The sequence below is a fragment of the Streptomyces sp. YIM S03343 genome, from assembly GCF_054729195.1.
The window spans coordinates 5,718,869-5,745,494 of sequence record NZ_JBPUKX010000001.1; the positions used below are offsets into that span (position 1 = coordinate 5,718,869).

A 26,626-nucleotide genomic window follows, 5' to 3' on the forward strand; every position below is an offset into this window, starting at 1 on the left:
CCCGCGCCCCTTCAGGGCGCTGCAGGAACCGCAGCGGACTTCGCCCCGACCTGCTTGGCCGAGTGCCTGCCGGGCAGCCGGTCAGCCCAGCGCCTTGCCCGGCAGCTCCGCCTTCGCGCCCAGTTCCGAGAGCTTCTCCATGAAGTTCTCGTAGCCCCGGTTGATCAGGTCGATGCCGTGCACCCGGGAGGTGCCCTGGGCGGCGAGGGCGGCGATGAGGTACGAGAAGCCGCCGCGCAGGTCGGGGATGACCAGGTCGGCGCCCTGGAGCTTGGTCGGGCCCGACACGACCGCCGAGTGCAGGAAGTTGCGCTGGCCGAAGCGGCAGTCGGAGGCGCCCAGGCACTCGCGGTAGAGCTGGATGTGGGCGCCCATCTGGTTGAGCGCGGAGGTGAAGCCCAGCCGGGACTCGTAGACCGTCTCATGGATGATCGACAGGCCGGTGGCCTGCGTCAGGGCGACGACCAGCGGCTGCTGCCAGTCGGTCTGGAAGCCCGGGTGCACGTCGGTCTCCAGTGCGGTGGACTTGAGCTGCCCTCCGGGGTGCCAGAAACGGATGCCCTCGTCGTCGATCTCGAAGGCGCCGCCCACCTTCCGGTAGGTGTTGAGGAACGTCATCATCGAGCGCTGGAGCGCCCCGCGGACATAGATGTCGCCCTCGGTCGCGAGCGCCGCCGACGCCCAGGACGCGGCCTCCAGCCGGTCCGGCAGGGCACGGTGGTTGTAGCCGTGCAGTTGCTCCACACCGGTGATCCGGATGGTCCGGTCGGTGTCCATCGCGATGATCGCGCCCATCTTCTGCAGGACGCAGATCAGGTCCTCGATCTCGGGCTCCACGGCCGCGTTGGACAGCTCCGTGACACCCTCGGCGAGCACCGCCGTCAGCAGCACCTGCTCGGTCGTGCCGACCGACGGATACGGCAGTCGTATCTTCGTGCCGCGCAGCCCCTTAGGGGCCTCCAGATACTGACCGCCCTCGCGCTTCTCGATGCTCGCGCCGAACTGCCGCAGCACATCGAAGTGGAAGTCGATCGGCCGGCCGCCGATGTCGCAGCCGCCCAGGCCCGGGATGAACGCGTGACCGATCCGGTGCAGCAGCGGGCCGCAGAACAGGATCGGGATGCGCGACGAACCCGCGTGGGCATCGATGTCAGAGACGTTCGCGCTCTCCACATGGGTCGGGTCCAGCACCAGCTCGCCGGGCTCCTCACCCGGACGGACCGTCACCCCGTGCAATTGGAGCAGCCCGCGCACGACCCGCACGTCACGGATGTCCGGCACATTGCGCAGCCGGCTCGGCTCACTGCCCAGCAGCGCGGCGACCATGGCCTTCGGTACGAGGTTCTTCGCACCGCGGACACGGATCTCGCCCTGCAGCGGGGTGCCGCCGTGGACAAGCAGGACATCGTCGTTGACGGTCATCGATCTCGCGTTCCATGGAGTGGGTCAGGGGCCGGAGACAGAGTAATCGCCGACCACCCCTCTCCCGTAAGCCCAACTGTCACCTGGCCGCGTCATAGCTGTGTCACAACACGAACCGTTCCCAATCGGGCACAAAGGGTCACCGGCGCGGCCGTGCGCGCGGTCTGCACCGGTGCGCCCTGACCTGCCCTCGCCCCCGTCACCGCTTTGCCTCCCATGCGGCGGGAAGATGGGGGATCATGTCTGGCATGACCGAGGTGTCCTCGCTCACAGGGCGGTTGCTCGTGGCTTCGCCCGCCCTGTCGGACCCGAACTTCGACCGTGCGGTGGTGCTCCTTCTCGACCACGACGAGGAGGGCTCTCTCGGTGTCGTGCTCAACCGCCCGACCCCGGTGGATGTGGGAGACATCCTGGAGGGCTGGGCGGACCTGACCGGCGAACCCGGTGTCGTCTTCCAGGGCGGCCCGGTCTCCCTGGACTCGGCCCTCGGCGTGGCCGTCGTCCCCGGCGGCGGCCTCGGGGAGGGCGCCCCGCTGGGCTGGCGGCGGGTGCACGGCGCGATCGGCCTCGTAGATCTGGAGGCCCCGCCGGAACTCCTCGCCTCGGCCCTGGGCTCGCTGCGGATCTTCGCCGGATACGCGGGCTGGGGGCCCGGGCAACTGGAGGACGAACTGGAGGAAGGCGCCTGGTACGTCGTCGAGTCCGAGCCCGGCGACGTGTCGTCACCGGAGCCGGAGCGGCTCTGGCGCGAGGTGCTGCGCCGGCAGCGCAACGAACTGGCCATGGTGGCCACGTATCCGGACGACCCTTCACTCAACTGACGAGTGCGACCTTCAGTACCCTTGGCCCTTATGAGCACTCTTGAGCCCGAGCGCGGGACTGGTACGGGGACCCTCGTAGAGCCGACGCCGCAGGTGTCCCACGGTGATGGGGACCACGAGCGCTACGCCCACTACGTCCAGAAGGACAAGATCATGGCGAGCGCCCTGGACGGCACCCCCGTGGTGGCGCTCTGCGGCAAGGTCTGGGTGCCGGGCCGCGACCCGAAGAAGTACCCGGTGTGCCCGATGTGCAAGGAGATCTACGACTCCATGGGCAGCGGCGACGAGGGCGGCGACGGCAAGAAGAAGTAACCGGCCGGCCCCGGGGCCGACGGGGTCCTGGCCCGGGTGACCGCGGCCGCGTCACGGGCGAGCGATGATCGATCCAGATCGATCCAGATCGATCCATGATCGGGCAATGATCGGGCCAAGATCACGTGAGGACGGTCGCGGTGGACGCCATGACGGATGCGGGGGACGTTACGGCGCACGCCGGGGATGCCAGGGCGGAAGCCGGGGACGCCACGGGCGATGCTGCGGGCGTCACGGCGGACGTCATTCCGAAGCCACGGCAGGTGTCCCGCGGCCGTGACGGCGGCGGCTGGTTCGAACTGGACGCGGCCACCGTCCTGGTCACCGGTCCGGGGACGCAGGGGGTGGCGCGCTGGCTGCGCGGCACCCTGGGAGCGGCCACGGGGTTCGACCTGCCGCCGGGGGAGAGCGGCGAGGGGGACGGGGGAGCGGGCGCCGGGCGCGGTGCCGTACAGCTCCGCGTCGACCCCGGCGCGGGCCTCGGTGCGGAGGGCTACGCGCTGTCCGTCGCACCGCACGGCGTACGCCTCACGGGCACGGACGCCGCCGGTCTCTTCTGGGGCGCCCAGACGCTACGGCAACTGCTCGGCCCCGACGCCTTCCGGCGCGCCCCGCTGCCCGGCCGCCGCTGGCGGCTGCCGTCGGCCGAGATCCGGGACGCGCCCCGGTTCCGCTGGCGGGGTCTGCTGCTCGACGTCGCCCGTCACTTCATGCCGAAGGACGGCGTGCTGCGGTATCTCGATCTGATGGCCGCGCACAAACTCAATGTCCTGCACCTCCACCTGACGGACGACCAGGGCTGGCGCATCCAGATCGAGCGGTATCCGGAACTCACCAGCACCGGTTCCTGGCGCTCCCGCACCACATTCGGACACCGCGCCTCACCGCTGTGGGAGCACAAGCCGCACGGCGGCCACTACACCCAGGACGACATCCGCGAGATCGTCTCCTACGCCGCCGAACGGCATATCGGCGTCGTCCCCGAGATCGACGTACCCGGGCATTCGCAGGCGGCCGTCGCCGCGTATCCAGAACTCGGCAACACCGACGTCATCGACACCTCCGCCCTCTCCGTCTGGGACAACTGGGGGATCTCCGACAACGTACTCGCCCCCACTGACAACACCCTCCGCTTCTACGAGGGGGTGTTCGAGGAAGTACTCGACCTGTTCCCCTCCGAGTTCGTCCACATCGGGGGCGACGAATGCCCGAAGGAGCAGTGGCGGCGTTCCCCGGCGGCCCAGGCGCGCATCCGTGAACTCGGTCTCGGCGGGGAGGACGAACTCCAGGCGTGGTTCATCGGCCATTTCGACAAATGGCTCTCCGCGCGCGGGCGCAGACTCATCGGCTGGGACGAGATCCTGGAGGGCGGACTCGCCGAGGGCGCGGCCGTGTCGTCGTGGCGCGGATACTCCGGCGGCATCGCGGCGGCACGCGCGGGACACGACGTCGTGATGTGCCCCGAGCAGTACGTGTACCTGGACCACCGCCAGGACGCGGGCCCCGACGAACCCGTGCCGATCGGACATGTGCGCACCCTGGAGGACGTCTACCGCTTCGAACCCGTTCCCGCCGCCCTCGACGAGGCGCAGGCCCGCCACGTGCTGGGCACCCAGGCCAACATGTGGACCGAGGTGACGGAGGACACCGCGCGCGTGGACTACCAGACCTTCCCCCGGCTCACGGCCCTCGCCGAGGTGGCATGGAGCGACCTGCCCGCCCCGGAACAGCGGGACTACGCCGACTTCGAACGACGGATGACCACCCACTACCGCCGCCTCGAAGCCCTCGGCGTCGCCTACCGCCCGCCCTCGGGCCCACTGCCGTGGCAACGACGGCCGGGCGTGCAGGGACGACCGAAGGACGGGACGCCGCCAGGGGCCTAGGCACGCGCTGGCGCGTGCGCGCGCGGAGAAACACGTGACGCGCGCGACACGCGGGGCGGGGCGACACGGGGTCGGGTGAAGTCCGGGTTCGGTAGCGCCCCCGAAGGGGCGCGGGGCTGTATCGATATGCGGCTCCGCCGCGATGGGGGTACCTCCCTGCTCGAACGAAGTTGAGAGCTTGGGGGAGCGACCAGCCACGACGGTGCAGCAGATGACAGACAACAGATGCCAGACGGCACATCCCGGCCATCCCAGCGGAGCGCCCCCTCACCGAAGAGTGGCAATTCACATGGACCGGGAACGCCGTACGAAAAACGGCCATCCTGCTGGTGAGGTGGCGAATGCCGCCTAGCGGACGTGTGTCTTCGGGGCCCCCGAAGATGTGCCAGAGTTGCCACGTCCGCCCTGTCAGCACGTACCGTACGGCAACACAGGTGGGACCATGTGGGGCAGCGGGAAGGGGCAGCCGGTTTTGACCACGCACGCACCGCAGGCGGCGCAGGCCGTCACGCTGCCCACGACGCTCGACGAGGCGGTGGCGGCGCTCGCCGCGCTGCCCACGGCGGTGCCCGTGGCGGGCGGTACCGACCTGATGACCGCCGTCAATTCCGGGCAGCTCAGGCCCGCCGCGCTGGTCGGCCTCGGCCGGATCAGCGAGATCCGCGGCTGGCAGTACCAGGACGGCCACGCGCTGCTCGGCGCCGGCCTCACCCACGCGCGCATGGGCCGCCCCGACTTCGCCGCCCTGATCCCCGCGCTTGCCGCCGCCGCGCGCGCCGCGGGCCCGCCGCACATCCGCAACGCGGGCACCCTGGGCGGCAACATCGCCTCCGCCGCCCCCACCGGTGACGCGCTGCCCGTGCTGGCCGCGCTGGAGGCGACCCTGGTCATCGCGGGCCGGAACGGGGCCCGCCGGGAGATCCCGGTGTCGCATCTGCTCGCCGGTATGGAGATGCTGCGCGGTGGCGAACTCATCGGCTATGTGCGCGTACCGCTGCTGCACGCGCCCCAGGTCTTCCTGAAGGCGACCGGCCGCACCGGCCCCGGGCGGGCCGTGGCCTCCGTCGCCCTCGTCCTCGACCCCGCCCGGCGCGGCGTCAGATGCGCCGTCGGTGCCATAGCGCCGATGCCGCTGCGCCCGCTGGACGCCGAGGAATGGGTCGCCCAGATCATCGACTGGGACAACAACCGTGCCATCGTCCCGGAGGCACTGGCCGCCTTCGGCGAGTACGTCGCCGCTGCCTGCATTCCCGACCCGGCCCCCGCCGCGGACGGCTCCGTGCAGCAACTGCCGCCCGCCGTACTGCACCTGCGGCGCACCGTCGCCGCGCTGGCCCGACGAGCACTGGGGAGGGCGCTGTCGTGACCGAAGACCAGCAGGGAGAGGGCACGCCGCCGCGTGGCGTGAGCCGCTGGGACCCGTTGCCGGGCGAGTACGACGACGGCGCCACCGCCTTCGTGAAGCTCCCCGAGGGCGGCATCGACGCCCTCCTCGCCGCCAACAGCCCGCTCGCCGCGCCGGGTCACGGCTATGTCCCGCCGCCGATAGCGGCCACGCCCCCGGAGGGCGGTCCCGGGCCGACCGTCGGCGACGCCTGGTCGGTACCGCCGGGCGGCGCGGAGTGGCCCGACCCCAACGCGGTGCCCCACGGCGCCCCGGACGACCGGTTCACGTACCACCCGGCGAGCACCCAGCAGTGGGACTTCGGCGACACCGGCGGGACGGAGGCCGGGCAGGCGCCCGGTCCGGTGCCGGGTCAGGACGTGACCGGGCAGTGGTCGATCCCTGTCGCCGGGGGTGATATTCCGGACGAATCGGGCGAGTTCACTGCTTCGTCCCTGGTCGAGCAGTGGGGCGGCACACCTCCAGCCACTCTGCCCGGCGGCGCCTCCGCCCCCTGGGCGGCGCAGCCGACGGCCCCGGTCTGGGGCCAGGACACCCCGCCCGGTGGCATCGCGCAGGCGGCGTACACCGGCGATCCGACGGGGACGGAGGGACGCGGGTACCCGGCGGCGCCGTCCGGCACCGACGGACGCGGGTTCCGCCAGGACAGGCAGGGCACCGACGGCCGTGGCTACCCGGCCCCCGACGACGGGAGCGACGGGCGCGGCTACCGGACCGCCGAGCGCCACGCGACCGACGGGCGCGGCTATCCGGCCCCCGAGCGCCACGCGACCGACGGCCGCGGCTACCCGCTGGACCGGCCCGGAACCGACGGCCAGGGGTACCAGTTCACCGGTGACGGCACCGAAGGCCGCGGCTATCAGGCCGACCTGCACGGCACCGACGGCCGTGGACACCCGGCCGCCCCCGCCCCCTCGGCACCCGAGCCCGCAGCCCCCGCCGAGCCCGCCCACGGCCCCGCGGCGGCCGGGAGTGAACCCGGCGCCCCGGAGCCCGCCGACGGCGCTCTCAGGGCCGTAGCGGCCCCCGCCGGGCCCGCCGGGCGCGGCGAGGAGCGAGACGCCGAGGCACCCGCCGCATCCGACGACGCCCCCGACGCCTCCGAAGCCGTCGAGACGCCCCCCGCCGACACTGCCGCGGACGACGCCCCCGCCCAGGACGACGACGCCTCCGGTGAACCGTCCCCGCTCCCGCAGGACGAACACCCGCTCGCCTCCTACACCCTGAGCGTCAACGGCGTGGAGCGTCCCGTCGGCGACGCCTGGATCGGCGAGTCGCTGCTCTATGTGCTGCGTGAGCGCCTCGGCCTGGCGGGCGCCAAGGACGGCTGCTCCGAGGGTGAGTGCGGCGCCTGCAACGTCCAGGTCGACGGTCGGCTCGTCGCCTCCTGTCTGGTGCCCGCGGTCACCGCGGCCGGCAGCGAGGTCCGAACGGTCGAGGGCCTCGCCGTGGACGGGCAGCCGTCGGACGTGCAGCGGGCGCTCGCCGAGTGCGGTGCCGTCCAGTGCGGCTTCTGCGTGCCCGGCATGGCGATGACCGTGCACGACCTGCTGGAGGGCAACCCCGAGCCCACCGAACTGGAGACCCGTCAGGCGCTCTCCGGCAACCTGTGCCGCTGCTCCGGCTACCGGGGTGTCCTGGACGCCGTCAAGGTCGTCGTCGCCGAACGCGAGGCGCACGCCGCGGCCGAGGCGGCTGAGACGGACGGCGCCGAGGCACGTATTCCTCACCAGGCGGGCCCGGGCGCAGGCGGCGTGCACCACTCGGTGTTCGACACGCCGGGCTTCGACACGCCGGGCCAGGCCCCGCACGATCAGCCCCACGCTCAGTCTCACGAACAGCCCCACGAACAGCCGTACGATCAGCCGTACGACGCGTCGCAGACCTATGGCGAATCTCAGTCCTATGACGAGTCGCACGCCTATGGCGAGTCGCAGTCTTATGACGAGTCGTACGACCAGCAGCCCTACGACCAGCCGTACGAGCAGCCGTACGACCAGTCCCACGGCCAGGACGGAGGCCAGGCGTGAGCCACGACGCAGCCACCGCCATCCCGGACCTCCCCCACTCCGGACCCGCCTCCGCCGCCGCCCCCGAACCGCTGCCGCACGGCCTGGGCGTCTCCCTGCCCGCCGCCGACGCGCGCGCCAAGACCGAGGGCACCTTCCCCTACGCGGCCGACCTCTGGGCGGAGGGCCTGCTGTGGGCGGCCGTGCTGCGCTCCCCGCACCCGCACGCGCGCATCGTCTCCATCGACACCACCCACGCGCGCGAGATGCCCGGCGTGCGGGCCGTCATCACCCATGAGGACGTGCCCGGCAGCCCGGTCTACGGCCGCGGCACGCCCGACCGGCCGGTGTTCGCCTCCGAGGTGGTGCGCCACCACGGCGAGCCCATCGCCGCCGTCGCCGCCGACCACCCCGACACCGCGCGCATGGCCGCCGCCGCCGTCATCGTCGAGTACGACGTGCTCGACCCGGTCACCGACCCCGAGCGGTCCTTCGAGGCCGAGCCGCTGCACCCGGACGGCAATCTGATCCGCCACATCCCGCTGCGCCACGGCGACCCGGACACGGTCGGTGAGGTCGTCGTCGAGGGCCTCTATCGCATCGGCCGCCAGGACCCCGCCCCCATAGGGGCCGAGGCCGGCCTGGCCGTGCCCCGGCCCGACGGCGGCGTGGAGCTGTACCTGGCCTCGACCGACCCGCACGCCGACCGCGACATTCTGGCTGCCTGCTACGGCCTCGAACCCGAGCGCGTCAAGATCGTCGTCACCGGCGTGCCCGGCGCCACCGCCGACCGCGAGGACCAGGGCTTCCAACTTCCCCTCGGCCTGCTCGCGCTGCGCACCGGCTGCCCGGTGAAACTGACGGCCACGCGCGAGGAGTCGTTCCTCGGCCACGTCCACCGCCACCCCACCCTGCTGCGCTACCGCCACCACGCGGACGCCGAGGGCCGCCTCGTCAAGGTCGAGGCCCAGATCCTGCTCGATGCGGGCCCCTACGCCGACACCTCCGGCGAGGCCCTGGCCGCCGCCGTCTCCTTCGCCTGCGGCCCGTACGTCGTCCCCCACGCCTTCATCGAGGGCTGGGCGGTACGCACCAACAACCCGCCGTCCGGCCATGTGCGCGGCGAGGGCGCCATGCAGGTCTGCGCCGCCTACGAGGCGCAGATGGACAAGCTCGCGAAGAAGCTCGGCGTCGACCCGGCGGAACTGCGCCTGCGCAACGCCATGGCCACCGGTGACGTACTGCCCACCGGCCAGACGGTGACCTGCCCCGCGCCGGTGGCCGAACTCCTCCAGGCCGTCCAGGACTTCCCCCTCCCGCCGCTGCCCAAGGACACGCCCGAGGAGGAGTGGCTGCTGCCCGGCGGCCCCGAGGGCGCGGGCGAGCCGGGCGCGGTGCGGCGCGGCGTCGGCTACGGACTCGGCATGGTGCACATGCTGGGCGCGGAGGGCGCCGACGAGGTCTCGACGGCGACCGTGAAGGTCCAGGACGGCATCGCCACGGTGCTGTGCGCGGCCGTGGAGAGCGGGCAGGGCTTCTCGACGCTGGCCCGGCAGATCGTCCAGGACACCCTGGGCATCGACGAGGTCCATGTCGCCCCCGTCGACACCGACCAGCCCCCGGCGGGCCCGGGCTGCCGTGGTCGGCACACCTGGGTGTCGGGCGGCGCGGTGGAACGGGCGGCCAAGATGGTCCGCACCCAGCTCCTCCAGCCCCTGGCGCACAAGTTCGGCATGTCGACCGAGCTGCTCCAGATCACCGACGGCAAGATCACCTCGTACGACGGCGTCCTGTCGACCACCGTGTCGGAGGCGATGGACGGCAAGGAACTCTGGGCCACCGCCCAGTGCCGCCCCCACCCCACGGAACCCCTGGATGCCGCCGGCCAGGGCGACGCCTTCGTGGGCCTCGCCTTCTGCGCGATCCGCGCGGTGGTGGACGTCGACATCGAACTGGGCTCGGTACGGGTCGTGGAGCTGGCGGTGGCCCAGGACGTCGGCCATGTGCTCAACCCGGCGCAGCTCGCGGCGCGTATCGAGGCGGGCGTCACCCAGGGCGTGGGCATCGCCCTCACCGAGAACCTGCGCACCCCGCGCGGCCTGATCCGGCACCCCGACCTCACCGGGTACACCCTGCCCACGGCGCTGGACGCGCCCGACATCCGGATCGTGAAGCTGATCGAGGAACGGGACGTGGTCGCGCCGTTCGGCGCCAAGGCGGTCAGCGCGGTGCCGGTGGTGACGTCCCCGGCGGCGATCGCCTCCGCGGTGCGCGCGGCGACCGGACGCCCCGTCAACCGCCTCCCGATCCGCCCGCAGGCTGCTGTGGTGACGGACCGGTGACCCCGGAGGAACCGGACCCGCCGCGCTACGACCCCGACCGCTACGAACCACCGCCGGGCGTGGGCAAGCTGCTGATCTGGATGGCGGTGGTCGCCCTGGCGGCGCTGGCCGTGGTGCTGGGCGGCGTGTACTTCACCGGCTGACGCGGCTGACGCGGCTCTCGGGGGGCGTTGTCAGTGGTGCCGCGTAGTGTGCTGGGCAGTGGGAGCGACGGGCCACGCCTGTGGTCGACGCGCGTGCGGCGCATGCCGCATATCGCATGTCGCACCCACCGACGTGAACGCGAACGGGAACGTGAACCACGCACGGGGGAGCCAGCGATGCCCACGCTAGAGGCCGCCGACGACGCGGCGATGATCATTCTGACCGAGGCCGACCTCGGTCCGTACGTCACGCACGCACCGACGCGCCACTGGCTGACCGGCCCCGGACTCCCGCTGGAGATCGACCTCCTGACGTTCGCGGCACTGCGCACGAACGGCCTGCACACGGTGGCGGACGTGACCGCGACCCCCGATCTGCTGGACCTCGCCCTCCGTGACCGCCTGGTGATCGGCGACCTGATCGCCGCGGACGGCGCGACGTCGGAGTCGATCCTGCTGGACGGTACGACCGGCGAGATCTCCACGACGTACTTCTTCCCGGACCGCCCGGATCTGATGGACGAGCTCCCGCTCGCCCCGTCCCTGGAGATCCTGCTGCGTTTCGCGGCGCTGACGGAGGAACTGGCCACCCTGCGAGGCCGTTTCGCCGCATACGCGACGCAGCACGGCCCGCAGGCGGCAGCGGGAGCCTCCCGTGCGCTGCTCTCCCTCTTCGAGGAGGACACGGACGGCGAGGTCCCCCCGTACTGGCGCATGGCGGCCCTGATCCGCCCGCTGGCCCTGATCGCGGGCCCGGGAACCCACTCGGGCCTCACCCTCGACCTCCCGCTGCGCCTGCTGGACGAGGAGTTCGGCGCGGGCGAGATCGTCCGCTTTGAGGACGTCGACTTCCCGGCCACGCTCACCCATGAGCCGACCCGCCGCTTCCTGCGCGAGGTGGGCCTCCCGGAGGACGGCACGTGGTTCACCCTGGACACGGACGTCCCGCTGCCGACGCTGGCCGAGTACGAGCCGGAGGACGGGGACGCGCCGCTCGAACTCCCCGCCGACGCGGACGAGTTGATAAACCTGGGCTACCTGCTGGAGGACACCTGCCTGGTGGTGAACGGCACGACGGGCACCGTCCTGTGCTGGAACACCCCGGACGCGTCCCTGCGCCCCCTGAACGCCGACCTCTCCACCCTGGCCTACACCCTCTGGCTGATCCACCGCGAGAAGTCCCTGGACACCCAGCACGGCCTGACCGAGGCCTACGAACAACTGGCGGACACCCTGACCCGCACCCTCGCCACCCTCGACCCCCTTGCCTGCGACCCCGCCCCCACCACCCCGACGGACGACGGCACCCGCTACTGGCCGGAGGCCTTCGAGGACCAGGCGGGCGGGGGACTGTACCCGTGACGCGACCGTGTCGGTCGGGGGAGGGCTCCGCGTCACTCAGTTGAAGGCCTTGCCGCCCAGGAGCCCGACCATGGCGCCGAAACCCAGGTTGGCGAGGGTGGAGCAGGTGTTCATCGCCGACTTGGCGGCCTCAGTGGGGTCCGGCACGAAGACTCCGATGTAGAGACTGGCCGCCAGTGACAGCACCGTGATCACTGTGACGCAGATGAAGACCAACTTGAAGTGTGCCGTCACTGTCGTGACGGTGGTGGCTTCGGCGGTGGCAACCGGCCCGGCAGGAGCCGTTCGGCCGGCATCGGAGCTGGGGCCGGAGTTCGTGACGCTCTCACTCATCTGCCTCGCCTCCCGCTACGGCGTGGGTGCCCGTCACGCGCGTCGGCTCGCCTGCCGGGTACAGATGCTGGATCACAGTCTGGGCGACAGCCTCGGCTTGCTCGTCGCTGAGATTCTGCTCGCGGAGCACGGCCTTGATGGCGGCGAAGGTTTCCGGCGGTAGCTCGGCCCACGGGGCCGCTATTCGTTGTGCTTCAAGGTGTGAACTGCTCAGCTCCGTCTGCTTGCCGTCGACCTTGAGGAGTACGGACGTCTCGCGCGGGCGCCGGAAGATCGAGCGCAGGATGCCGCGCACGGTGGAGCTGATCGAAACGGCGGCGAACACCGCTCCTGACAGGGCGACCAGAACCCACGGTTCCATGCCTCACCTTCCCCCTGGAGTGCGTCACTGCGATGAGCGTTGAGCCAGTGTCCGCGCTGGATTCTGCTACCCAGGTGGGCAACGCACGTGTTGTTCCCGTTTTTCACCTGAAACGACCGGGGGAGGCGCACAACGGAGACGGCAACTGCGACGCACGGTCGAGGGGCGACACCCATCGCGGGTGCCGCCCCTTTCGTTCTGCCTGGTCAGACAGCTGGAGGCCGTGGCGGGAATCGAACCCGCGTTACTCGCTTTGCAGACGAGCCCCTGAGCCATTCGGGCACACGGCCTTGCGCGGATCCGGGGGTCCGGACCCGGCGAGCCCGGTGTCTCGGACTCGGTGGAACGACCGTACGGCGGGGGCCCCGAGAGGCTCAAGGGAACCTGCTCGGCTGCAATGCGACTGCCATGCGGCGTTCATGGAAGCGGCTGCCGGTGATAACTGGTACCAGTTTGGCCCCACCGGGTGGTACCGTTTTGGTATGGCGATGAACCTGCGTCTCCGTGACGACCAGACGGAAGCACTGAAGCTGCGCGCCGAGGCGGAGGGGGTCAGCATGCACGCCATACTGCTGCGGGCCGTGGACGACTACCTCGCGAGAACGGCACACGAGGCACTGGTCCGCAAGGCCGCCAAGGAGCAGACCGCCAAATGGGCCGAATTGCTGGAGCGGCTCAAGTGATCCACATCTACCTGTCGGCCGAGGACGTCCTGGCCATCGCCGGGCACGCCCTCGGTGACCAGGAAGTCGTCGTCCGTGACGCCGGACTGCTCGAGTCGGCCGTGCACCGGCCCTCCGCCTCGATGTTCGGGCAGGAGGCCTACACCGATCTGTTCGACAAGGCCGCGGCGCTGCTCCAGTCGCTGCTGATCAACCACCCCCTCATCGACGGCAACAAGCGCACCGCCTGGGTCTCCTGCGTCGTCTTCCTCGCCATGAACGACGTGCAGCTCCGCCCCGACATCGATGCCGCCGAGCGCCTCGTCATCGCCGTGGCGAGCGGGAAGCTGGAGGACGTCAAGGTGATCGGGGACGGGCTCCGCGAGCTTGCGGAGGGCGTGGTGTGACCTCGGTCCCACCCAGGAGGGACCTGGTGCCGTACGCCCCTTGACGCGAGCAAGGCGCCGGTAGGGTGGCCCGGTTGTCCTACGCAGCCGAGGCCGAACGGGGACCGTCCGCGCCCCGCCCGAGCCGCCCGACCCCCGCTACGGAGACCGTGACTACCACCGCCGCTTCCTCCGCCCACTCCCACCACCTCTCCCCGGCGTTCCCGGGGCGGGCCCCCTGGGGTACCGCGAGCAGGCTGCGTGCCTGGCAGCAGGGGGCGATGGAGAAGTACGTCCAGGAGCAGCCGCGTGACTTCCTCGCCGTCGCCACGCCCGGCGCCGGCAAGACGACCTTCGCCCTCACCCTCGCCTCCTGGCTGCTGCACCACCACCTCGTACAGCAGGTGACCGTCGTCGCGCCCACCGAGCATCTGAAGAAGCAGTGGGCCGAGGCCGCCGCCCGGATAGGCATCAGGCTGGACCCCGAGTACAGCGCGGGTCCGCTCGGCCGGGACTACCACGGCATCGCCGTCACCTACGCCGGTGTCGGCGTCCGGCCCATGCTGCACCGCAACCGCGTCGAGCAGCGCAAGACCCTCGTCATCCTCGACGAGATCCACCACGCCGGTGACTCCAAGTCCTGGGGCGAGGCATGCCTGGAAGCCTTCGAGCCCGCCACCCGGCGTCTCGCGCTCACCGGAACGCCGTTCCGCTCCGACACCAACCCCATCCCCTTCGTCACGTACGAGGAGGGGCAGGACGGGATCCGGCGGTCCGCCGCCGACTACACGTACGGGTACGGGAACGCGCTCGCCGATCATGTCGTCCGGCCGGTTATTTTTCTGTCCTACTCCGGCAATATGCGGTGGCGGACCAAGGCCGGTGACGAGATCGCCGCCAAGCTCGGCGAGCCCATGACCAAGGACGCCGTCAGCCAGGCCTGGCGCACCGCCCTCGACCCGCGCGGCGAGTGGATGCCCAGCGTGCTGCGCGCCGCCGACCAGCGGCTGACCGAGGTCAGGAAGGGCATCCCGGACGCCGGTGCCCTCGTCATCGCCTCCGACCAGGACTCCGCCCGCTCCTACGCCAAGCTCATCCGCGAGATCACCGGCACTTCGGCCACCGTCGTCCTCTCCGACGACACCGGCGCCTCGAAGAAGATCGACGAGTTCAGCCACGGCACCGATCGGTGGATGGTCGCCGTGCGGATGGTGTCCGAGGGGGTCGACGTGCCCCGGCTCGCCGTCGGGGTCTACGCCACCACCATCTCCACGCCCCTCTTCTTCGCCCAGGCCGTCGGACGGTTCGTACGGTCCCGGCGGCGCGGCGAGACCGCCTCCGTCTTCCTGCCGACCATCCCCGACCTGCTCACCTTCGCCACCGAGATGGAGGTCGAGCGCGACCACGCGCTCGACAAGCCGAAGAAGGAGGGCGAGGAGGACCCGTACGCCGAGTCCGAGAAGGAGATGGAGGAGGCGAACAAGGAGCAGGACGAGGACACCGGCGAGCAGGACATGCTGCCCTTCGAGGCGCTGGAGTCCGACGCCGTCTTCGACCGTGTCCTCTACGACGGCGCCGAGTTCGGCATGCAGGCCCACCCCGGCAGCGAGGAGGAGCAGGACTACCTCGGCATCCCCGGCCTGCTCGAACCCGACCAGGTACAGATGCTGCTCCAGAAGCGCCAGGCCCGCCAGATCGCACACAGCCGCCGCAGGCCCGACAGCGACGCCGACCTCCTCGAACTGCCCGCCGAACGGCGCCCGGTGGTCAGCCACAAGGAGATGATGGAGCTCCGCAAGCAGCTCAACACGATGGTCAGCGCCTACGTCCACCAGAGCGGCAAACCGCACGGCGTCCTCCACACCGAGCTGCGCCGGGTCTGCGGCGGCCCGCCCAGCGCCGAGGCCACGGCAGGGCAGCTCCGCCAGCGCATCGCCAAGGTCCAGGAGTGGGCGACCCGGATGCGCTGAGCGCGGGGGCGGGCGGCGACCCGGATGCGCTGAGCGCGGGGGCGGATGCGGGCAATCCGGGGCGAAACGCCGTACCTCATGCGGCAGTCCGCACAGGGCCCTGACCGGATTCTGGACGGAGGCTTTCGCTCAGCGGACCGGGTCGCTACTGTCACGCTACGCACACGCCCCGTGGCAGCGCCGCCGCGGAGCGCAGCCGTGAAGCGACTGGGCCCGGACGCAGCCGGGCCGTCCTGCCGATCGGCGGCCTCTGAAGCGCGTCGACGACGGGACTCGGCGACGCACCCGCCGCGAGGAGGCCGCCGGCCTCACCACCTAAGGAGTGGGCGTCGTGACCGCGGAGACCTCCCAGACGCTCGACCGGGGGCTCAAAGTCCTCAAACTGCTGGCCGACACAGACCACGGGCTGACCGTCACCGAACTCTCCACCAAGCTGGGCGTGAACCGGACCGTGGTGTACCGGCTGCTCGCCACCCTCGAACAGCACGCGCTGGTACGACGTGACCTCGGCGGCCGGGCCCGCGTCGGGCTCGGGGTGCTGCGGCTGGGCCGCCAGGTGCATCCGCTGGTACGGGAGGCCGCGCTGCCCGCACTGCGCTCGCTGGCCGAGGACATCGGGGCGACCGCGCACCTCACGCTGGTCGACGGGACGGAGGCCCTGGCCGTGGCGGTGGTTGAACCGTCGTGGACGGACTACCACGTCGCCTACCGCGCCGGCTTCCGCCATCCGCTGGACAGGGGAGCGGCCGGCCGGGCCATCCTCGCCGCCCGCCGCCAGCCGCTCGCCGATCCCGGGTACACCCTCACGCAGGGCGAGCTGGAGGCCGGGGCGAGCGGGGCGGCGGCGCCGCTGCTCGGGGTCACCGGCGTCGAGGGCAGCGTCGGCGTGGTGATGCTGGCGGACGCGGTGCCGGAACGGGTCGGTCCGAGGGTGGTGGACGCGGCGCGGGAGGTCGCGGAGGCGCTGCGCTGACGGTACGGGGGGCCGCGTACAGGCCTGCTGGGGTCCGTGTGCAGGTGTGCGGCGGCGTACGGTCGGGCACCGGCGCCCGGCCTCACCCGATCGCCGCGTTACATTGACCCCGTGCTCTCTCGTCTCACGCGCCTCCAGGCCGTCGCCGTCTGCGCTCTGCCCGTCGTGGCCCTGCTCGCGACGGCGGTCCTCGCGCCGTTGCCGTTCGCGGTGGCGCAGCCCGGTATGACGGCCGATGTGCTCGGCGAGAACAAGGACACCCCGGTGATCACGGTCTCCGGCGCCCCGACCCGTACGACGAGCGGGGAACTGCGGATGACGACGATCGAGGCGACCGGCCCCGACGCCGATGTGTCCCTCAGCGATGTCGTCGACGGCTGGTTCCGCCACGACCGCGCGGTGCTGCCCCGTGACTCGGTCTACCCGAGCGGCGACAGCGTCAAGGAGATCGAGCGGCACAACACGGCCCAGATGGAGGAGTCCCAGGACGCCGCGACCGCGGCCGCGCTCAAGTACCTGGACCTGAGCAGCAAGAAGGTCAAGGTCACCCTGAAGCTCGCGGACGTCGGCGGCCCCAGCGCGGGTCTGCTGTTCACGCTCGGGATCATCGACAAGCTGGACGGCGACGGCAGCGGCGGCGACCTCACCGGCGGCCGCACCGTCGCCGGCACCGGCACGATCGACGCCGGCGGCGCGGTGGGCGCGGTGGGCGGTGTGGCGCTGAAGACCCAGGCCGCCCGCAGGGACGGCGCCACCGTCTTCCTGGTTCCGAAGGCGGAATGCGGCGACGCCAAGTCGGAGCTGCCGAAGGGGCTGCGCCTGGTCCCGGTGACGACGCTCAACGGTGCGGTGGACGCCCTGGTGGCACTGGAGAAGGGCAAGGACTCGGTCCCGCACTGCTGAGCGCACCGCTGATGCCGCCCCGCGCGGGAGGCCCCCGCGGAGGCCGCCCCACGCGGAGTCACCCCTCCTCGCCGGGTATTCCCTCCGCCGCCTGCCGCACCAGCGGGATGATCCGCAGCGGTACCGGGTTCTCCATGACGATCGCCGTCGACGCCCGGACGATGCCCTCGATGGCGACGACCCGGTCGATGACCCGCTGGAGATCCGCGTTGGAGCGGGCGACCAGACGGCAGAGCATGTCGCCGCTTCCGGTGGTGGTGTGGAGCTCCAGGACCTCCGGGACCGTCGCCAGATGGGCCCGTACGCCGGGGCCCTGGCCCTGGCGGATCTGGAGCGTCGCGAAGGCCGTGACCGGATAGCCGAGGGCCGCCGGGTCGACCTGGGGGCCGAAACCACTGATCACCCCGCTCGACCGGAGCCGGTCCAGCCGCGCCTGCGCGGTGCCCCGGGCCACCCCCAGCCGCCGGGACATCTCCAGCACACCGATCCTCGGCTCCTCGGCCAGCAGCACGATGATCCGTCCGTCGAGGTCGTCGATCGCCACAGCGGCCTCCCCAAGGCAGTGGTCATCCTGTACGGATATCTCCCCTCTACCCCGGATCCACTGGGCAGACTGTCCAGCCGACTAGCAAACTGTTGCGCACCTTGTGCTCCCCGCGTGACGCTGCCGCTATGACGCAGACCACACCCCGCACCTCTGCCACGACCGAGACCGCCCGGCAGGCCGACCCCTTCCCGGTCAAAGGAATGGACGCGGTCGTCTTCGCCGTGGGCAACGCCAAACAGGCCGCGCACTACTACTCCACCGCCTTCGGCATGACCCTCGCCGCCTACTCCGGACCGGAGAACGGCAGCAGGGAGACCGCGAGCTACGTCCTCGTCAACGGCTCCGCCCGGTTCGTGTTCACGTCCGTCATCAAGCCCGCCACCGCCTGGGGCCACTTCCTCGCCGAGCATGTGGCCGCTCACGGCGACGGTGTGATCGACCTGGCCATCGAGGTCCCCGACGCCCGTGTCGCGTACGACTACGCCGTCGAGCACGGCGCCCGCTCCGTGGCCGAGCCGCGCGAGCTCAAGGACGAGTACGGCACCGTCGTGCTCGCCGTCATCGCCACCTACGGCGACACCCGCCACACCCTCGTCGAACGGACCGGCTACGACGGCCCCTACCTGCCCGGGTACGTCGCCGCCGACCCGATGGTCGAACCCCCCGCCCGGCGCACTTTCCAGGCCGTCGACCACTGCGTCGGCAACGTCGAGCTCGGCCGCATGGACGAATGGGTCGGCTTCTACAACAAGGTCATGGGCTTCACCAACATGAAGGAGTTCGTCGGTGACGACATCGCCACCGAGTACAGCGCCCTCATGTCCAAGGTCGTCGCGGACGGCACCCTCAAGGTCAAGTTCCCCATCAACGAACCGGCGCTCGGCAAGAAGAAGTCCCAGATCGACGAGTACCTGGAGTTCTACGGCGGCGCCGGCGTCCAGCACATCGCGTTCAACACCAGCGACATCGTCCGGACCGTACGCACCATGCGCGCGGCCGGAGTCGAGTTCCTCGGGACCCCGGACACCTACTACGACACCCTCGGCGAGTGGGTCGGGGACACCCGGGTCCCGCTGGAGACGCTGCGTGAGCTGAAGATCCTCGCCGACCGCGACGAGGACGGTTATCTGCTCCAGATCTTCACCAAGCCGGTCCAGGACCGGCCGACCGTCTTCTTCGAGATCATCGAGCGGCATGGCTCCATGGGCTTCGGCAAGGGCAACTTCAAGGCCCTGTTCGAGGCGATCGAGCGGGAGCAGGAGCGGCGCGGGAACCTGTAGACCGCCGAAGCGGAACCCGTAGACCGCCAAAGAGCGCCGACGAGGGTCAAAAAGGGAGGGCGCCTGAGCGGGCGGATGCCCGCTCAGGCGCCCTCCTTCCCCGGGGGCGGAGATGTGGTCAGCGCACCAGCGTCTTCGTGGCGGCCAGGGCCGCCTGCGGGTCGAAGATGCCGTGGTAGATCGGCGGGATCTTCCGGTCGACGCCGAGCAGCGTGTAGATGGCGTGCATCGCGCCGTGGATGGAGTACTCCACGGTGAACACGATGTCCTCCGGCAGCTCGGTGAACTGGCCGAGGAAGGCGAAGTTGCGGGAGCGGTCCGGCACGACCTTGGGCCGGTCGCCGGGCTTGCGGGTGGCGAACAGCGCGGAGGCGTACGGCATCATGACCGTGGTGATCTCGGTGGTGGCGAGCACCTCGTCGAGGATGTCCTCGAAGCCGAGCTGGTGGACGAGCTCGGTGAGGATCTCGCGGCCGGTCGCCTGCGACATCTTCTTCGGGATGTAGTCGCCCTTGTTGTCGATCTCGAAGCCGTAGCCCCACAACGTGTACGTGTCGGCGGGCATGTTGGGGAAGTGCGGCTGGTGCGGCACGACGACGTTCAGATGCCAGCCGGAGTCGATCCAGGTCATCAGGGCGCCGGTGCCGGGCTCGTTGCCCGAGTACTCGACGATCCGCTTCAGCAGGGTGTCGCCGTGCATCGTGAGGGTGAACGACTCCCACTTGTGCTCGTCGACGTTGCCGCAGAACGCCGTCGGACGGCCGAAGTCGGGGGCCTTGGGCGCGATCTCCTCCCACAGCGACCAGCCGTGGTCGACCCGGTCGCGGACCAGCTCGGGCACCGTGTCGGCGTTGCCGTACCGCGCGTCCGAGGTGATGGAGCCGATGGTCATGAGGGCGTAGTCGTCCTGGCCGAGCGGCAGCAGTTCGGTGCCGTCCTTGGTCTCCAGGTGCAGCCCGGTCACCCGGCGGCCCGCGGCGCCCTTGTCCGCGAAGTCCACATCGGTGACCCGGGTGGCGAACCGGACGTCCACACCCTGGTCGACCAGCCAGCGCTGGAGCGGGACGATCATCGAGTCGTACTGGTTGTACACGGTGCGGCGGACGTCGCTCAGGTTGTGCAGCTTCTCGAACACGTGCAGGAAGCGCAGGCAGTAGCGGCGCATCTCGGCCGCGGAGTGCCACTTCTGGAAGGCGAAGGTGGTGCGCCAGCACCTCCAGAAGTTGCTGGTGAAGAAGTGCTCGTTGAAGACCTCGTCGATGCGCTTGGACCCCAGCAGGGCCTCGGGGGTGGAGATCAGCCGGGACATGTCCAGCCGGTCCCGCAGGGAGAAGCCGTAGTCACTGGCGTCGAGGATGCTGTGGTCCGCCGTGATGAGCCGGGCCCGGGCATCGGTGCGCACGCGCTCGTTGAAGTCGAGCATCTCCTGGCGGACCGACTTCTTCGGGTCCTCCAGCGACGGGATGGTGCTGTAGAGGTCCCAGACGCATTGATACGCCTTCTCCTCGAACATGCGGCCGCCGCGCGTCACATAGGCGTCAGGGGCGGTCGGCGAGTCGGCGCCGTCCATGGACCCGCCGGTGAGCCCCAGCTCTTCGATGATGTGGATGTTGGGGCCGGGGACATGCGCGTCGCGGATCGCGAACGCGGCCGCGGCCATTCCCGCGATGCCACCTCCGACTATCCACAGGTGCTTCCCGTTGCGTTCTGCGGCCATGGCTCGATTCCTCTCGCCGGTCCGGGACGGCGAATGATCGCGTAGGTGCCGTTCGGACAAGTGGACTGTGCTCAATAATGAGCTTACTCCGTTTTTCGGAGCGGCCAAGGCCGGAAGGCCTGATAATGGGGACTGTCGGCGGCTGCCGACCAGAGGAGGGGAGGCGGCGTCGTGGGGTCGACACGACCGGTGGTCGCGCACACACCGGCACCGGCACCGGTGCCGGTGCCAGGCCGGCGCGAACGCAAGAAGCAGGACACGCTCCGCCGGATCTTCGAGGCGGCCGGCCAGCTGTTCCTCCGCAAGGGGTACTCGGCCGTGACCACACAGGAGGTCGCCGAGGCGGCCGACATCGGGGCCGGAACGCTCTTCCGGTACGCGCAGACCAAGGCCGAACTGCTGATCATGGTCATGAATGACCGGCTGCGGCTGGGCACCGAACAGGGAGCGGTGATCGCCGAGCGGGGCGGGGCCCCGGCCGAGGCGATCGTCGGACTCGTCGAACCGCTGTTCCAGGCGGCCCTGGACCAGCCGGAGAACACCGCGGTCTACCAGCGCGAGGTGCTGTTCGGCGTGGAGGGGCCCTACCGGACCGAGGCGCTGCGGCGTATCACGCAACTGGAGGAGGCGATGGCCGGCGTCCTCGTCCGGTACGCCGAGTCCCACGCGATCCGCTCGGACGCCGACATCCGGCGCGCGGCCGGCACGATCTTCTCGGTGCTCTACCTGAAACTCGTCCAGGTCGCACTCGACCGGGTCCGCCCCGAAGCCCTTCCGGACGTCCTGCGCTCGGACGTCGACTACCTGGTGCGCGAGCTGCTCGACGTGCGGTGAGCAGCGCCGGAGTCCGGGCGCCCGGCACCGGAGTCCGGACGCCAGGCGCCGGAGTCCGGGTGCCCGTGGCCGGAGTCCGGGTGCCCCCGGCCCCGCCTGGCCCGCCCGGACAAGCCGGGGCGGGGCAGCCGCGCCGACGTGACGGGGTTCACACCCGCCGCTCAGGGTGGGAACCTTGGATCATGAGCCGAATCGAAGCCCGCCCGGACGAGGACGTCCGCGCCACCGGCGGCCCGGCGACCACCGGTGGCCCGGCAGTCGACAGCCCGGCAGCCGACGGCCCTGCTGTCGACGGCCCTGCTGTCGACGGCCCTGCTGCCGACGGCCCGGCGCCCGGTGATCTCGTCGACCGGCTGCGCGCCGGACTGCCCGCCGAGGCCGTCGTCACCGACCCCGACGTGACCCGCTCCTACGCCAACGACATGGCGAGCTTCTGCCCCTCCGGCACCCCCGCCGTGGTCGTTCTGCCCCGCACCGCCGAACAGGTCCAGCACATCATGCGGACCGCCACCGAACTGCGCGTCCCGGTCGTCCCGCAGGGCGCCCGCACCGGCCTGTCGGGCGCGGCCAACACCTCCGAGGGCTGCATCGCCCTGTCCCTGACCAGGATGGACCGCATCCTGGAGATCAGTCCCGTCGACCGCATCGCCGTCGTCGAACCCGGCGTCATCAACGCCGCGCTGTCCCGCGCCGTCGGCGAGCACGGCCTCTACTACCCGCCGGATCCCTCCAGTTGGGAGATGTGCACCATCGGCGGCAACATCGGCACCGCGTCCGGCGGACTGTGCTGCGTCAAGTACGGGGTCACCGCCGAGTACGTCCTCGGGCTCGACGTCGTCCTCGCCGACGGGCGGCTGATGTCCACCGGCCGCCGTACCGCCAAGGGCGTCGCCGGGTACGACCTCACCCGGCTGTTCGTCGGCTCCGAGGGCTCGCTCGGCGTCGTCGTACGGGCCGTTCTCGCGCTGCGGCCCAAGCCGCCCGAGCAGTTGGTGCTGGCGGCGGAGTTCCCCTCCGTGACCGCAGCCTGCGACGCCGTGTGCCGGATCATGGAGGGCGGTCATGTGCCGTCCCTCCTCGAACTCATGGACCGTACGACCGTCAAGGCCGTCAACGACATGGCCCACATGGGGCTGCCCGAGACCACCGAGGCGCTGCTGCTCGCCGCCTTCGACACCCCGGACCCCACCGCCGACCTCACCGCCCTCGGTGCGCTGTGCGAGGCCGCCGGGGCCACCCGGGTCGTGCCCGCCGACGACGCCGCCGAGTCCGAACTCCTCCTCCAGGCACGCCGGTTGTCCCTCACCGCGCTGGAGGCGGTCAAGGGCACCACGATGATCGACGACGTGTGCGTGCCGCGCTCCCGGCTCGGGGACCTGGTCGAAGGGGTCGAGCGGATCGCGGAGCGGCACAAGCTCACCATCGGCGTCGTCGCCCACGCCGGTGACGGCAACACCCACCCCACCGTCTGCTTCGACGCCCAGGACCCCGACGAGTCGCGGCGCGCCCGGGAGTCCTTCGACGAGATCATGGCGCTCGGTCTGGAACTCGGCGGCACGATCACCGGTGAGCACGGTGTGGGCGTCCTGAAGAAGGAGTGGCTGGCCCGCGAGATCGGCCCGGTCGGGATCGAGATGCAGCGCCAGATCAAGCAGGTCTTCGACCCACTGGGGATCCTCAACCCCGGCAAGGTCTTCTGAACCCCGGGTCCTCACTTCTTGTCTACCGGCTGGGGTTGCTCGTCCACCGGCTGGGGTTGCTCGTCCACCGGCTGGGCTGCTCGTCCACTGGCTGGGCTGCTTGTCCACCGGCTGGGCTGGCCCACTGGTCGGACTTTTCCTCCACCGGTCGGACTACTCGTCCACCGACTGGCCCAGCAGCTCGGCCAGACCGTCCTCCAGGCCGAGCTGCTCGCCCTCCGTCCCCGGCGGCACCACGAACAGCGTGCGCTCCAGCCACGCCGACACCTGTGCCACCGGCGCCTCCACCAGTGCGTCCCCGTCGGGCGAGCTGAGCGCGATCAGTACGACGCTGCGGCCCTCGGACTTCGTCGGCCACACCCGTACGTCCCCGTGCCCGCACGGCCGGAACACCCCCTCCACCAGCAGCTCCCGGGCGAACGTCCAGCGCACCGGCTGCTCGGAGTCGATGTGGAAGGCGATATGGACGGCATACGGATCGTCGCTGCGGTAGCTCAGCAGTGCCGGGACCCGAACGCTGTGCTCGGGCGACAGGACGAGCCCGAGTTCCAGCTCGCGCTCGACGACGGTGCGGTGCGACGGGTGGTGATGCCGGTGGCGCTGTTCGTGCATGACGTGCCTGTCCTCTCTCGGTGGTGCCGTGCGGGCCCGTGGCGGGTCCGGTACGCATGGAGAGGAGGTGGCAGGGAAAGCATCACGCGGGTTCGGAGAATTTTTTTCCGAACGTGTGACGCCGGTGCACGCCGTTGCCCGGAATGGGGCGGGTCCGGCCGTCGTCTCGGTGGCCGTGGCCTCGTTCTGATAAATGTGGAGCCTTCCAGACGACCCCCGAGCAGATACGGGACGACGGACATGAGCGCCCCAACCCCGGCCCCCGGCGACGACCGGCCCCGCGAAGGGTATTACCCAGACCCGTCCATCCCCGGATACGTCCGGTACTGGAACGGCGCCGCCTGGGTGCCCGGCACCAGCCGGCCCGCCCCGCAGGACGGCGAACCGCTCGCCCCGCCGCCCGGCCACGTCCCGGCGCAGGCGCCCGGCCCCGCTCCCGTTCCCGGCCTCTCCCCGGCCCAAGTCGAGGAGACCGGGCCGCACTTCTTCGACGAGGACCCGCAGCCGGCGCCCGTGCGGCCCGCCGAGCAGGGGTACGAGCAGTACGGCAGCCGTCCCGAGCCCGCCTCCGCCTGGGGCGCCGACCGGACCAGGCAGTCCGGCTTCGGCGGTGACCAGGACCGCCGGGTGTCCTGGGGCGCCCCGGCGGGGCCCGACCCGAGGCTGCCCTCCGAGTCCCCGGCCGAGCCGGACGGGCGCGCCGCGCACACCGACGGTACGGCGGGTGCCCCGCCCACCGAGCCGGAGGCGGCGCGGGGTGAGCCGAGCACGGGCGCGTTCGTCTTCCGGAGACCCAACGCGGGGGGCGGGGGAGCGGCTGAGGGTCCGTCGGGTGCTGCGGGTGCCCCGAGCGGTCCGGGCTTCGGTGCCGGGAAGGCTGCGGCGGCCCGGGCGGCGCAGGCACAGGCACACGCACAGGCGCCCCAAGGCCCCCAAGGCCCCCAAGGCCCCCAAGGCCCCCAGGGCCCGCAGGTACAGCCCCAGTCCCTCACCACCCCCTACGTGCCACAGCAACAGTCCGCGCCTCCTGCCCCTAGCCCCGCCCCCAGCCCTGCCCCCACCCCCATGGCCCCGGCCGCCCCCGCGACCCCCCTGACCGGCGGACCCGGTGGGGGCCAGGCGTCCTGGGCCCAGCAGGTGCACCAGCTCGCCGGTGCCGACGACGACCGCCCTGTCGTCCCCTGGAAGCCGCCCGTCGATGACATCTTCCTCGCCGCCGCCCGGCGCCAGGCGGAAGCCCGCCCGGCAGGGCTCGGCAAGCGGCTGGCCGCCCGCCTGATCGACTCGGTACTGCTGGTGACCGTCACCGGCGCCGTGGCCGTGCCGTTCGGCAGCCGGGCCCTGGACCACATCGACGCGAAGATCGACGAGGCCAAGCTCTCCGGCCGCACGGTCACCGTCTGGCTGCTGGACGGCACGACCTCCGTCTGCCTGGCTGCCGTACTCGGAGTACTGCTCCTCTTCGGCCTGCTCTACGAGGTGCTGCCCACCGCCCGCTGGGGCCGCACCCTGGGCAAGAAGCTGTGCGGTCTGGAGGTACAGGACATCGAGGCTCACGAACCGCCGGGCTTCGGCGCCGCGCTGCGCCGCTGGCTCGTGTACATCGTGCCGGGGCTGCTCGGCATCGGTGTGGTGGGCGTCGCCTGGTGTCTGTTCGACCGCCCGTGGCACCAGTGCTGGCACGACAAGGCGGCGCACACCTTCGTAGCGGACTGACCGGACGCGTCGGCCGATCGCGGAGCGCGCCACCGAACCGGCGCCGCCCACTGCGCCGCGTCGGCGGACCAGCCCGAAGGGGCCAGCTGCACCTAAGCGCCGTGGACGGAAGGACCAGACGAACCGGTACCCCTTACGGACCCCCGCCGGATGCGGCGCCCAGACGTTCGCGGTCCACTCGGGCCATGAGCAGCGAACCGCCCCCCGGCTCGGGTCAGCCGCCGCCCGAAGACGATCCGTTCAGGAAACAGCCGCCCCCGAACGGCGGCGCGTCACCGCCCCCCGGCGGTGGCCCCTACCCTCCTGGCGGTGGCCCTTCCGGTCCTGGCGGTGGCCCCTGGGGCCCCGGTGGCGGCCCCTACGGCGGCGCCCCCGCCGATCCGCTCGCCGGGATGCCTCCGCTCGCCGACAGCGGCCGGCGCACCCTCGCGCGGATCATCGACATGATCATGGTGGGGATCGCGGTCGCGTTGCTGTCCTGGGGGTTCGGGGTGGCCCAGTGGAGGTCGGACAACGTCCAGTTCGGCAGATCCTTCGCCCAGGAGACCCTCGCCGCCGTCCTCTACATCGCCTACGACACGGTGCTGATGAGCCGGACCGGCCAGACGCTGGGCAAGAAGTGGCTGGGTATGCGGCTGGCCAACCTGGACGACGGCGCCACGCCCTCCGTACAGACCTGTCTGGCACGCGCGGCGGTGCTGTGGATCCCGTTCGCCTTCTGCTGCGCCTGTATCTGGACGGCGATCGCGGGCGGCTGGAGCTACTTCGACAGGCCCTACAAGCTGGGTCTGCACGACAAGGCGGCCAAGACGGTGGTGGTCAGCACAGGTTGAGCAGCACAGGTTGAGCGGCACAGCAGCAAACGATTGAGCGGCACACGTTGATCAGCCGGGCCCGGCGGACGGACCCGGCCGTGACAACGCGGGCCCC

Annotated in this window: 24 protein-coding genes and 1 tRNA gene; 18 read left to right on the plus strand and 7 right to left on the minus strand. The window is 71.3% G+C overall.

All coding sequences use genetic code 11. The annotated features are described in order from the left end of the window. Nucleotides 1-81: 81 nt before the first annotated feature. Nucleotides 82-1,422: a UDP-N-acetylglucosamine 1-carboxyvinyltransferase gene (gene murA / locus ACSYGN_RS24965; protein ID WP_460399250.1), complete on the minus strand. Its 1,341-nt coding sequence runs from the start codon at nucleotides 1,420-1,422 to the stop codon at nucleotides 82-84. Nucleotides 1,423-1,670: 248 nt separating this feature from the next. On the opposite strand from murA, the gene ACSYGN_RS24970 reads away from it, so the two are divergent. The 8 genes from ACSYGN_RS24970 to ACSYGN_RS25005 all read left to right on the plus strand — a co-directional run bounded on the left by ACSYGN_RS24970 (nucleotide 1,671) and on the right by ACSYGN_RS25005 (nucleotide 11,702). Next, entirely contained in the window at nucleotides 1,671-2,243 is a 573-nt protein-coding gene (locus ACSYGN_RS24970; protein ID WP_460399252.1) for a YqgE/AlgH family protein, read from the plus strand. Between the two features lie 30 nt (nucleotides 2,244-2,273). Then, entirely contained in the window at nucleotides 2,274-2,555 is a 282-nt protein-coding gene (locus ACSYGN_RS24975) for a DUF3039 domain-containing protein (RefSeq protein WP_460399254.1), read from the plus strand. 149 nt (nucleotides 2,556-2,704) lie between these two features. Further along, nucleotides 2,705-4,441, plus strand: coding sequence for a beta-N-acetylhexosaminidase (locus tag ACSYGN_RS24980; protein ID WP_460403715.1), 1,737 nt, complete (start codon nucleotides 2,705-2,707; stop codon nucleotides 4,439-4,441). Nucleotides 4,442-4,913: 472 nt separating this feature from the next. Next, nucleotides 4,914-5,807 (plus strand): FAD binding domain-containing protein, encoded by an 894-nt coding sequence (locus tag ACSYGN_RS24985; protein ID WP_460399256.1) that lies wholly within the window; start codon nucleotides 4,914-4,916, stop codon nucleotides 5,805-5,807. Beyond that, nucleotides 5,804-7,876 carry a (2Fe-2S)-binding protein gene (locus ACSYGN_RS24990; protein WP_460399258.1) on the plus strand — a complete coding sequence of 691 codons (2,073 nt, stop codon included), beginning with the start codon at nucleotides 5,804-5,806 and terminating at the stop codon, nucleotides 7,874-7,876. Before ACSYGN_RS24985 ends, ACSYGN_RS24990 begins: the two co-directional genes overlap by 4 nt. Continuing rightward, nucleotides 7,873-10,197: a xanthine dehydrogenase family protein molybdopterin-binding subunit gene (locus ACSYGN_RS24995; protein WP_460399260.1), complete on the plus strand. Its 2,325-nt coding sequence runs from the start codon at nucleotides 7,873-7,875 to the stop codon at nucleotides 10,195-10,197. Before ACSYGN_RS24990 ends, ACSYGN_RS24995 begins: the two co-directional genes overlap by 4 nt. Beyond that, nucleotides 10,194-10,340: a hypothetical protein gene (locus ACSYGN_RS25000; RefSeq protein ID WP_460399262.1), complete on the plus strand. Its 147-nt coding sequence runs from the start codon at nucleotides 10,194-10,196 to the stop codon at nucleotides 10,338-10,340. The genes ACSYGN_RS24995 and ACSYGN_RS25000 overlap by 4 nt, the downstream gene beginning before the upstream one ends. A 177-nt stretch (nucleotides 10,341-10,517) precedes the next feature. Continuing rightward, a complete protein-coding gene (locus ACSYGN_RS25005) occupies nucleotides 10,518-11,702 on the plus strand; it encodes an SUKH-4 family immunity protein (protein WP_460399264.1) in 1,185 nt (394 codons plus the stop codon). Nucleotides 11,703-11,738: 36 nt separating this feature from the next. Here ACSYGN_RS25005 and ACSYGN_RS25010 read toward each other — a convergent pair whose 3' ends face one another. The 3 genes from ACSYGN_RS25010 to ACSYGN_RS25020 all read right to left on the minus strand — a co-directional run bounded on the left by ACSYGN_RS25010 (nucleotide 11,739) and on the right by ACSYGN_RS25020 (nucleotide 12,686). Continuing rightward, complete coding sequence (locus ACSYGN_RS25010; RefSeq protein WP_460399266.1) at nucleotides 11,739-12,035, minus strand: hypothetical protein; 297 nt, start codon at nucleotides 12,033-12,035, stop codon at nucleotides 11,739-11,741. Continuing rightward, a complete protein-coding gene (locus ACSYGN_RS25015; RefSeq protein WP_460399268.1) occupies nucleotides 12,028-12,396 on the minus strand; it encodes a hypothetical protein in 369 nt (122 codons plus the stop codon). Before ACSYGN_RS25015 ends, ACSYGN_RS25010 begins: the two co-directional genes overlap by 8 nt. A gap of 215 nt (nucleotides 12,397-12,611) precedes the next feature. Further along, nucleotides 12,612-12,686: transfer RNA gene (locus ACSYGN_RS25020), tRNA-Cys, on the minus strand. Nucleotides 12,687-12,878: 192 nt separating this feature from the next. Between ACSYGN_RS25020 and ACSYGN_RS25025 the strand changes: the two genes are divergently transcribed. From ACSYGN_RS25025 to ACSYGN_RS25045, 5 genes are all read left to right on the plus strand, one after another. Beyond that, nucleotides 12,879-13,079, plus strand: coding sequence for a ribbon-helix-helix protein, CopG family (locus tag ACSYGN_RS25025; RefSeq protein ID WP_460399270.1), 201 nt, complete (start codon nucleotides 12,879-12,881; stop codon nucleotides 13,077-13,079). Next, the gene (locus ACSYGN_RS25030; protein ID WP_460399272.1) at nucleotides 13,049-13,465 is read left to right on the plus strand and encodes a type II toxin-antitoxin system death-on-curing family toxin; all 417 of its coding nucleotides are present in this window, start codon (nucleotides 13,049-13,051) and stop codon (nucleotides 13,463-13,465) included. Before ACSYGN_RS25025 ends, ACSYGN_RS25030 begins: the two co-directional genes overlap by 31 nt. A gap of 149 nt (nucleotides 13,466-13,614) precedes the next feature. Further along, nucleotides 13,615-15,414 (plus strand): DEAD/DEAH box helicase, encoded by a 1,800-nt coding sequence (locus ACSYGN_RS25035; protein ID WP_460399274.1) that lies wholly within the window; start codon nucleotides 13,615-13,617, stop codon nucleotides 15,412-15,414. Between the two features lie 331 nt (nucleotides 15,415-15,745). Next, nucleotides 15,746-16,387, plus strand: a complete 642-nt coding sequence (locus ACSYGN_RS25040) for an IclR family transcriptional regulator (RefSeq protein WP_460399276.1) — start codon at nucleotides 15,746-15,748, stop codon at nucleotides 16,385-16,387. A gap of 111 nt (nucleotides 16,388-16,498) precedes the next feature. Then, the gene (locus ACSYGN_RS25045) at nucleotides 16,499-17,290 is read left to right on the plus strand and encodes a S16 family serine protease (RefSeq protein ID WP_460399278.1); all 792 of its coding nucleotides are present in this window, start codon (nucleotides 16,499-16,501) and stop codon (nucleotides 17,288-17,290) included. 58 nt (nucleotides 17,291-17,348) lie between these two features. Here ACSYGN_RS25045 and ACSYGN_RS25050 read toward each other — a convergent pair whose 3' ends face one another. Then, nucleotides 17,349-17,834, minus strand: coding sequence for an Lrp/AsnC family transcriptional regulator (locus ACSYGN_RS25050; RefSeq protein ID WP_460399280.1), 486 nt, complete (start codon nucleotides 17,832-17,834; stop codon nucleotides 17,349-17,351). 128 nt (nucleotides 17,835-17,962) lie between these two features. Between ACSYGN_RS25050 and hppD the strand changes: the two genes are divergently transcribed. Then, entirely contained in the window at nucleotides 17,963-19,117 is a 1,155-nt protein-coding gene (gene hppD / locus ACSYGN_RS25055; RefSeq protein WP_460399283.1) for a 4-hydroxyphenylpyruvate dioxygenase, read from the plus strand. A 118-nt stretch (nucleotides 19,118-19,235) separates the two neighbouring features. Here hppD and ACSYGN_RS25060 read toward each other — a convergent pair whose 3' ends face one another. After that, nucleotides 19,236-20,834: an oleate hydratase gene (locus ACSYGN_RS25060; protein WP_460399285.1), complete on the minus strand. Its 1,599-nt coding sequence runs from the start codon at nucleotides 20,832-20,834 to the stop codon at nucleotides 19,236-19,238. A 171-nt stretch (nucleotides 20,835-21,005) separates the two neighbouring features. On the opposite strand from ACSYGN_RS25060, the gene ACSYGN_RS25065 reads away from it, so the two are divergent. Both ACSYGN_RS25065 and ACSYGN_RS25070 read left to right on the plus strand, forming a co-directional pair. After that, nucleotides 21,006-21,668: a TetR/AcrR family transcriptional regulator gene (locus ACSYGN_RS25065; protein ID WP_460399287.1), complete on the plus strand. Its 663-nt coding sequence runs from the start codon at nucleotides 21,006-21,008 to the stop codon at nucleotides 21,666-21,668. 182 nt (nucleotides 21,669-21,850) lie between these two features. Next, on the plus strand, nucleotides 21,851-23,368 hold the full coding sequence (locus ACSYGN_RS25070; RefSeq protein WP_460399289.1) for an FAD-binding oxidoreductase: 1,518 nt from the start codon (nucleotides 21,851-21,853) through the stop codon (nucleotides 23,366-23,368). A gap of 153 nt (nucleotides 23,369-23,521) precedes the next feature. On the opposite strand, the gene ACSYGN_RS25075 is transcribed toward ACSYGN_RS25070, so the two are convergent. Further along, entirely contained in the window at nucleotides 23,522-23,980 is a 459-nt protein-coding gene (locus tag ACSYGN_RS25075) for an SsgA family sporulation/cell division regulator (protein ID WP_460399291.1), read from the minus strand. A gap of 240 nt (nucleotides 23,981-24,220) precedes the next feature. Here ACSYGN_RS25075 and ACSYGN_RS25080 point away from each other — a divergent pair, with 240 nt between their 5' ends. After that, a complete protein-coding gene (locus ACSYGN_RS25080; protein WP_460399293.1) occupies nucleotides 24,221-25,696 on the plus strand; it encodes an RDD family protein in 1,476 nt (491 codons plus the stop codon). Nucleotides 25,697-25,881: 185 nt separating this feature from the next. Continuing rightward, the gene (locus ACSYGN_RS25085) at nucleotides 25,882-26,529 is read left to right on the plus strand and encodes an RDD family protein (protein WP_460399295.1); all 648 of its coding nucleotides are present in this window, start codon (nucleotides 25,882-25,884) and stop codon (nucleotides 26,527-26,529) included. The last annotated feature ends 97 nt before the right edge of the window (nucleotides 26,530-26,626 follow it).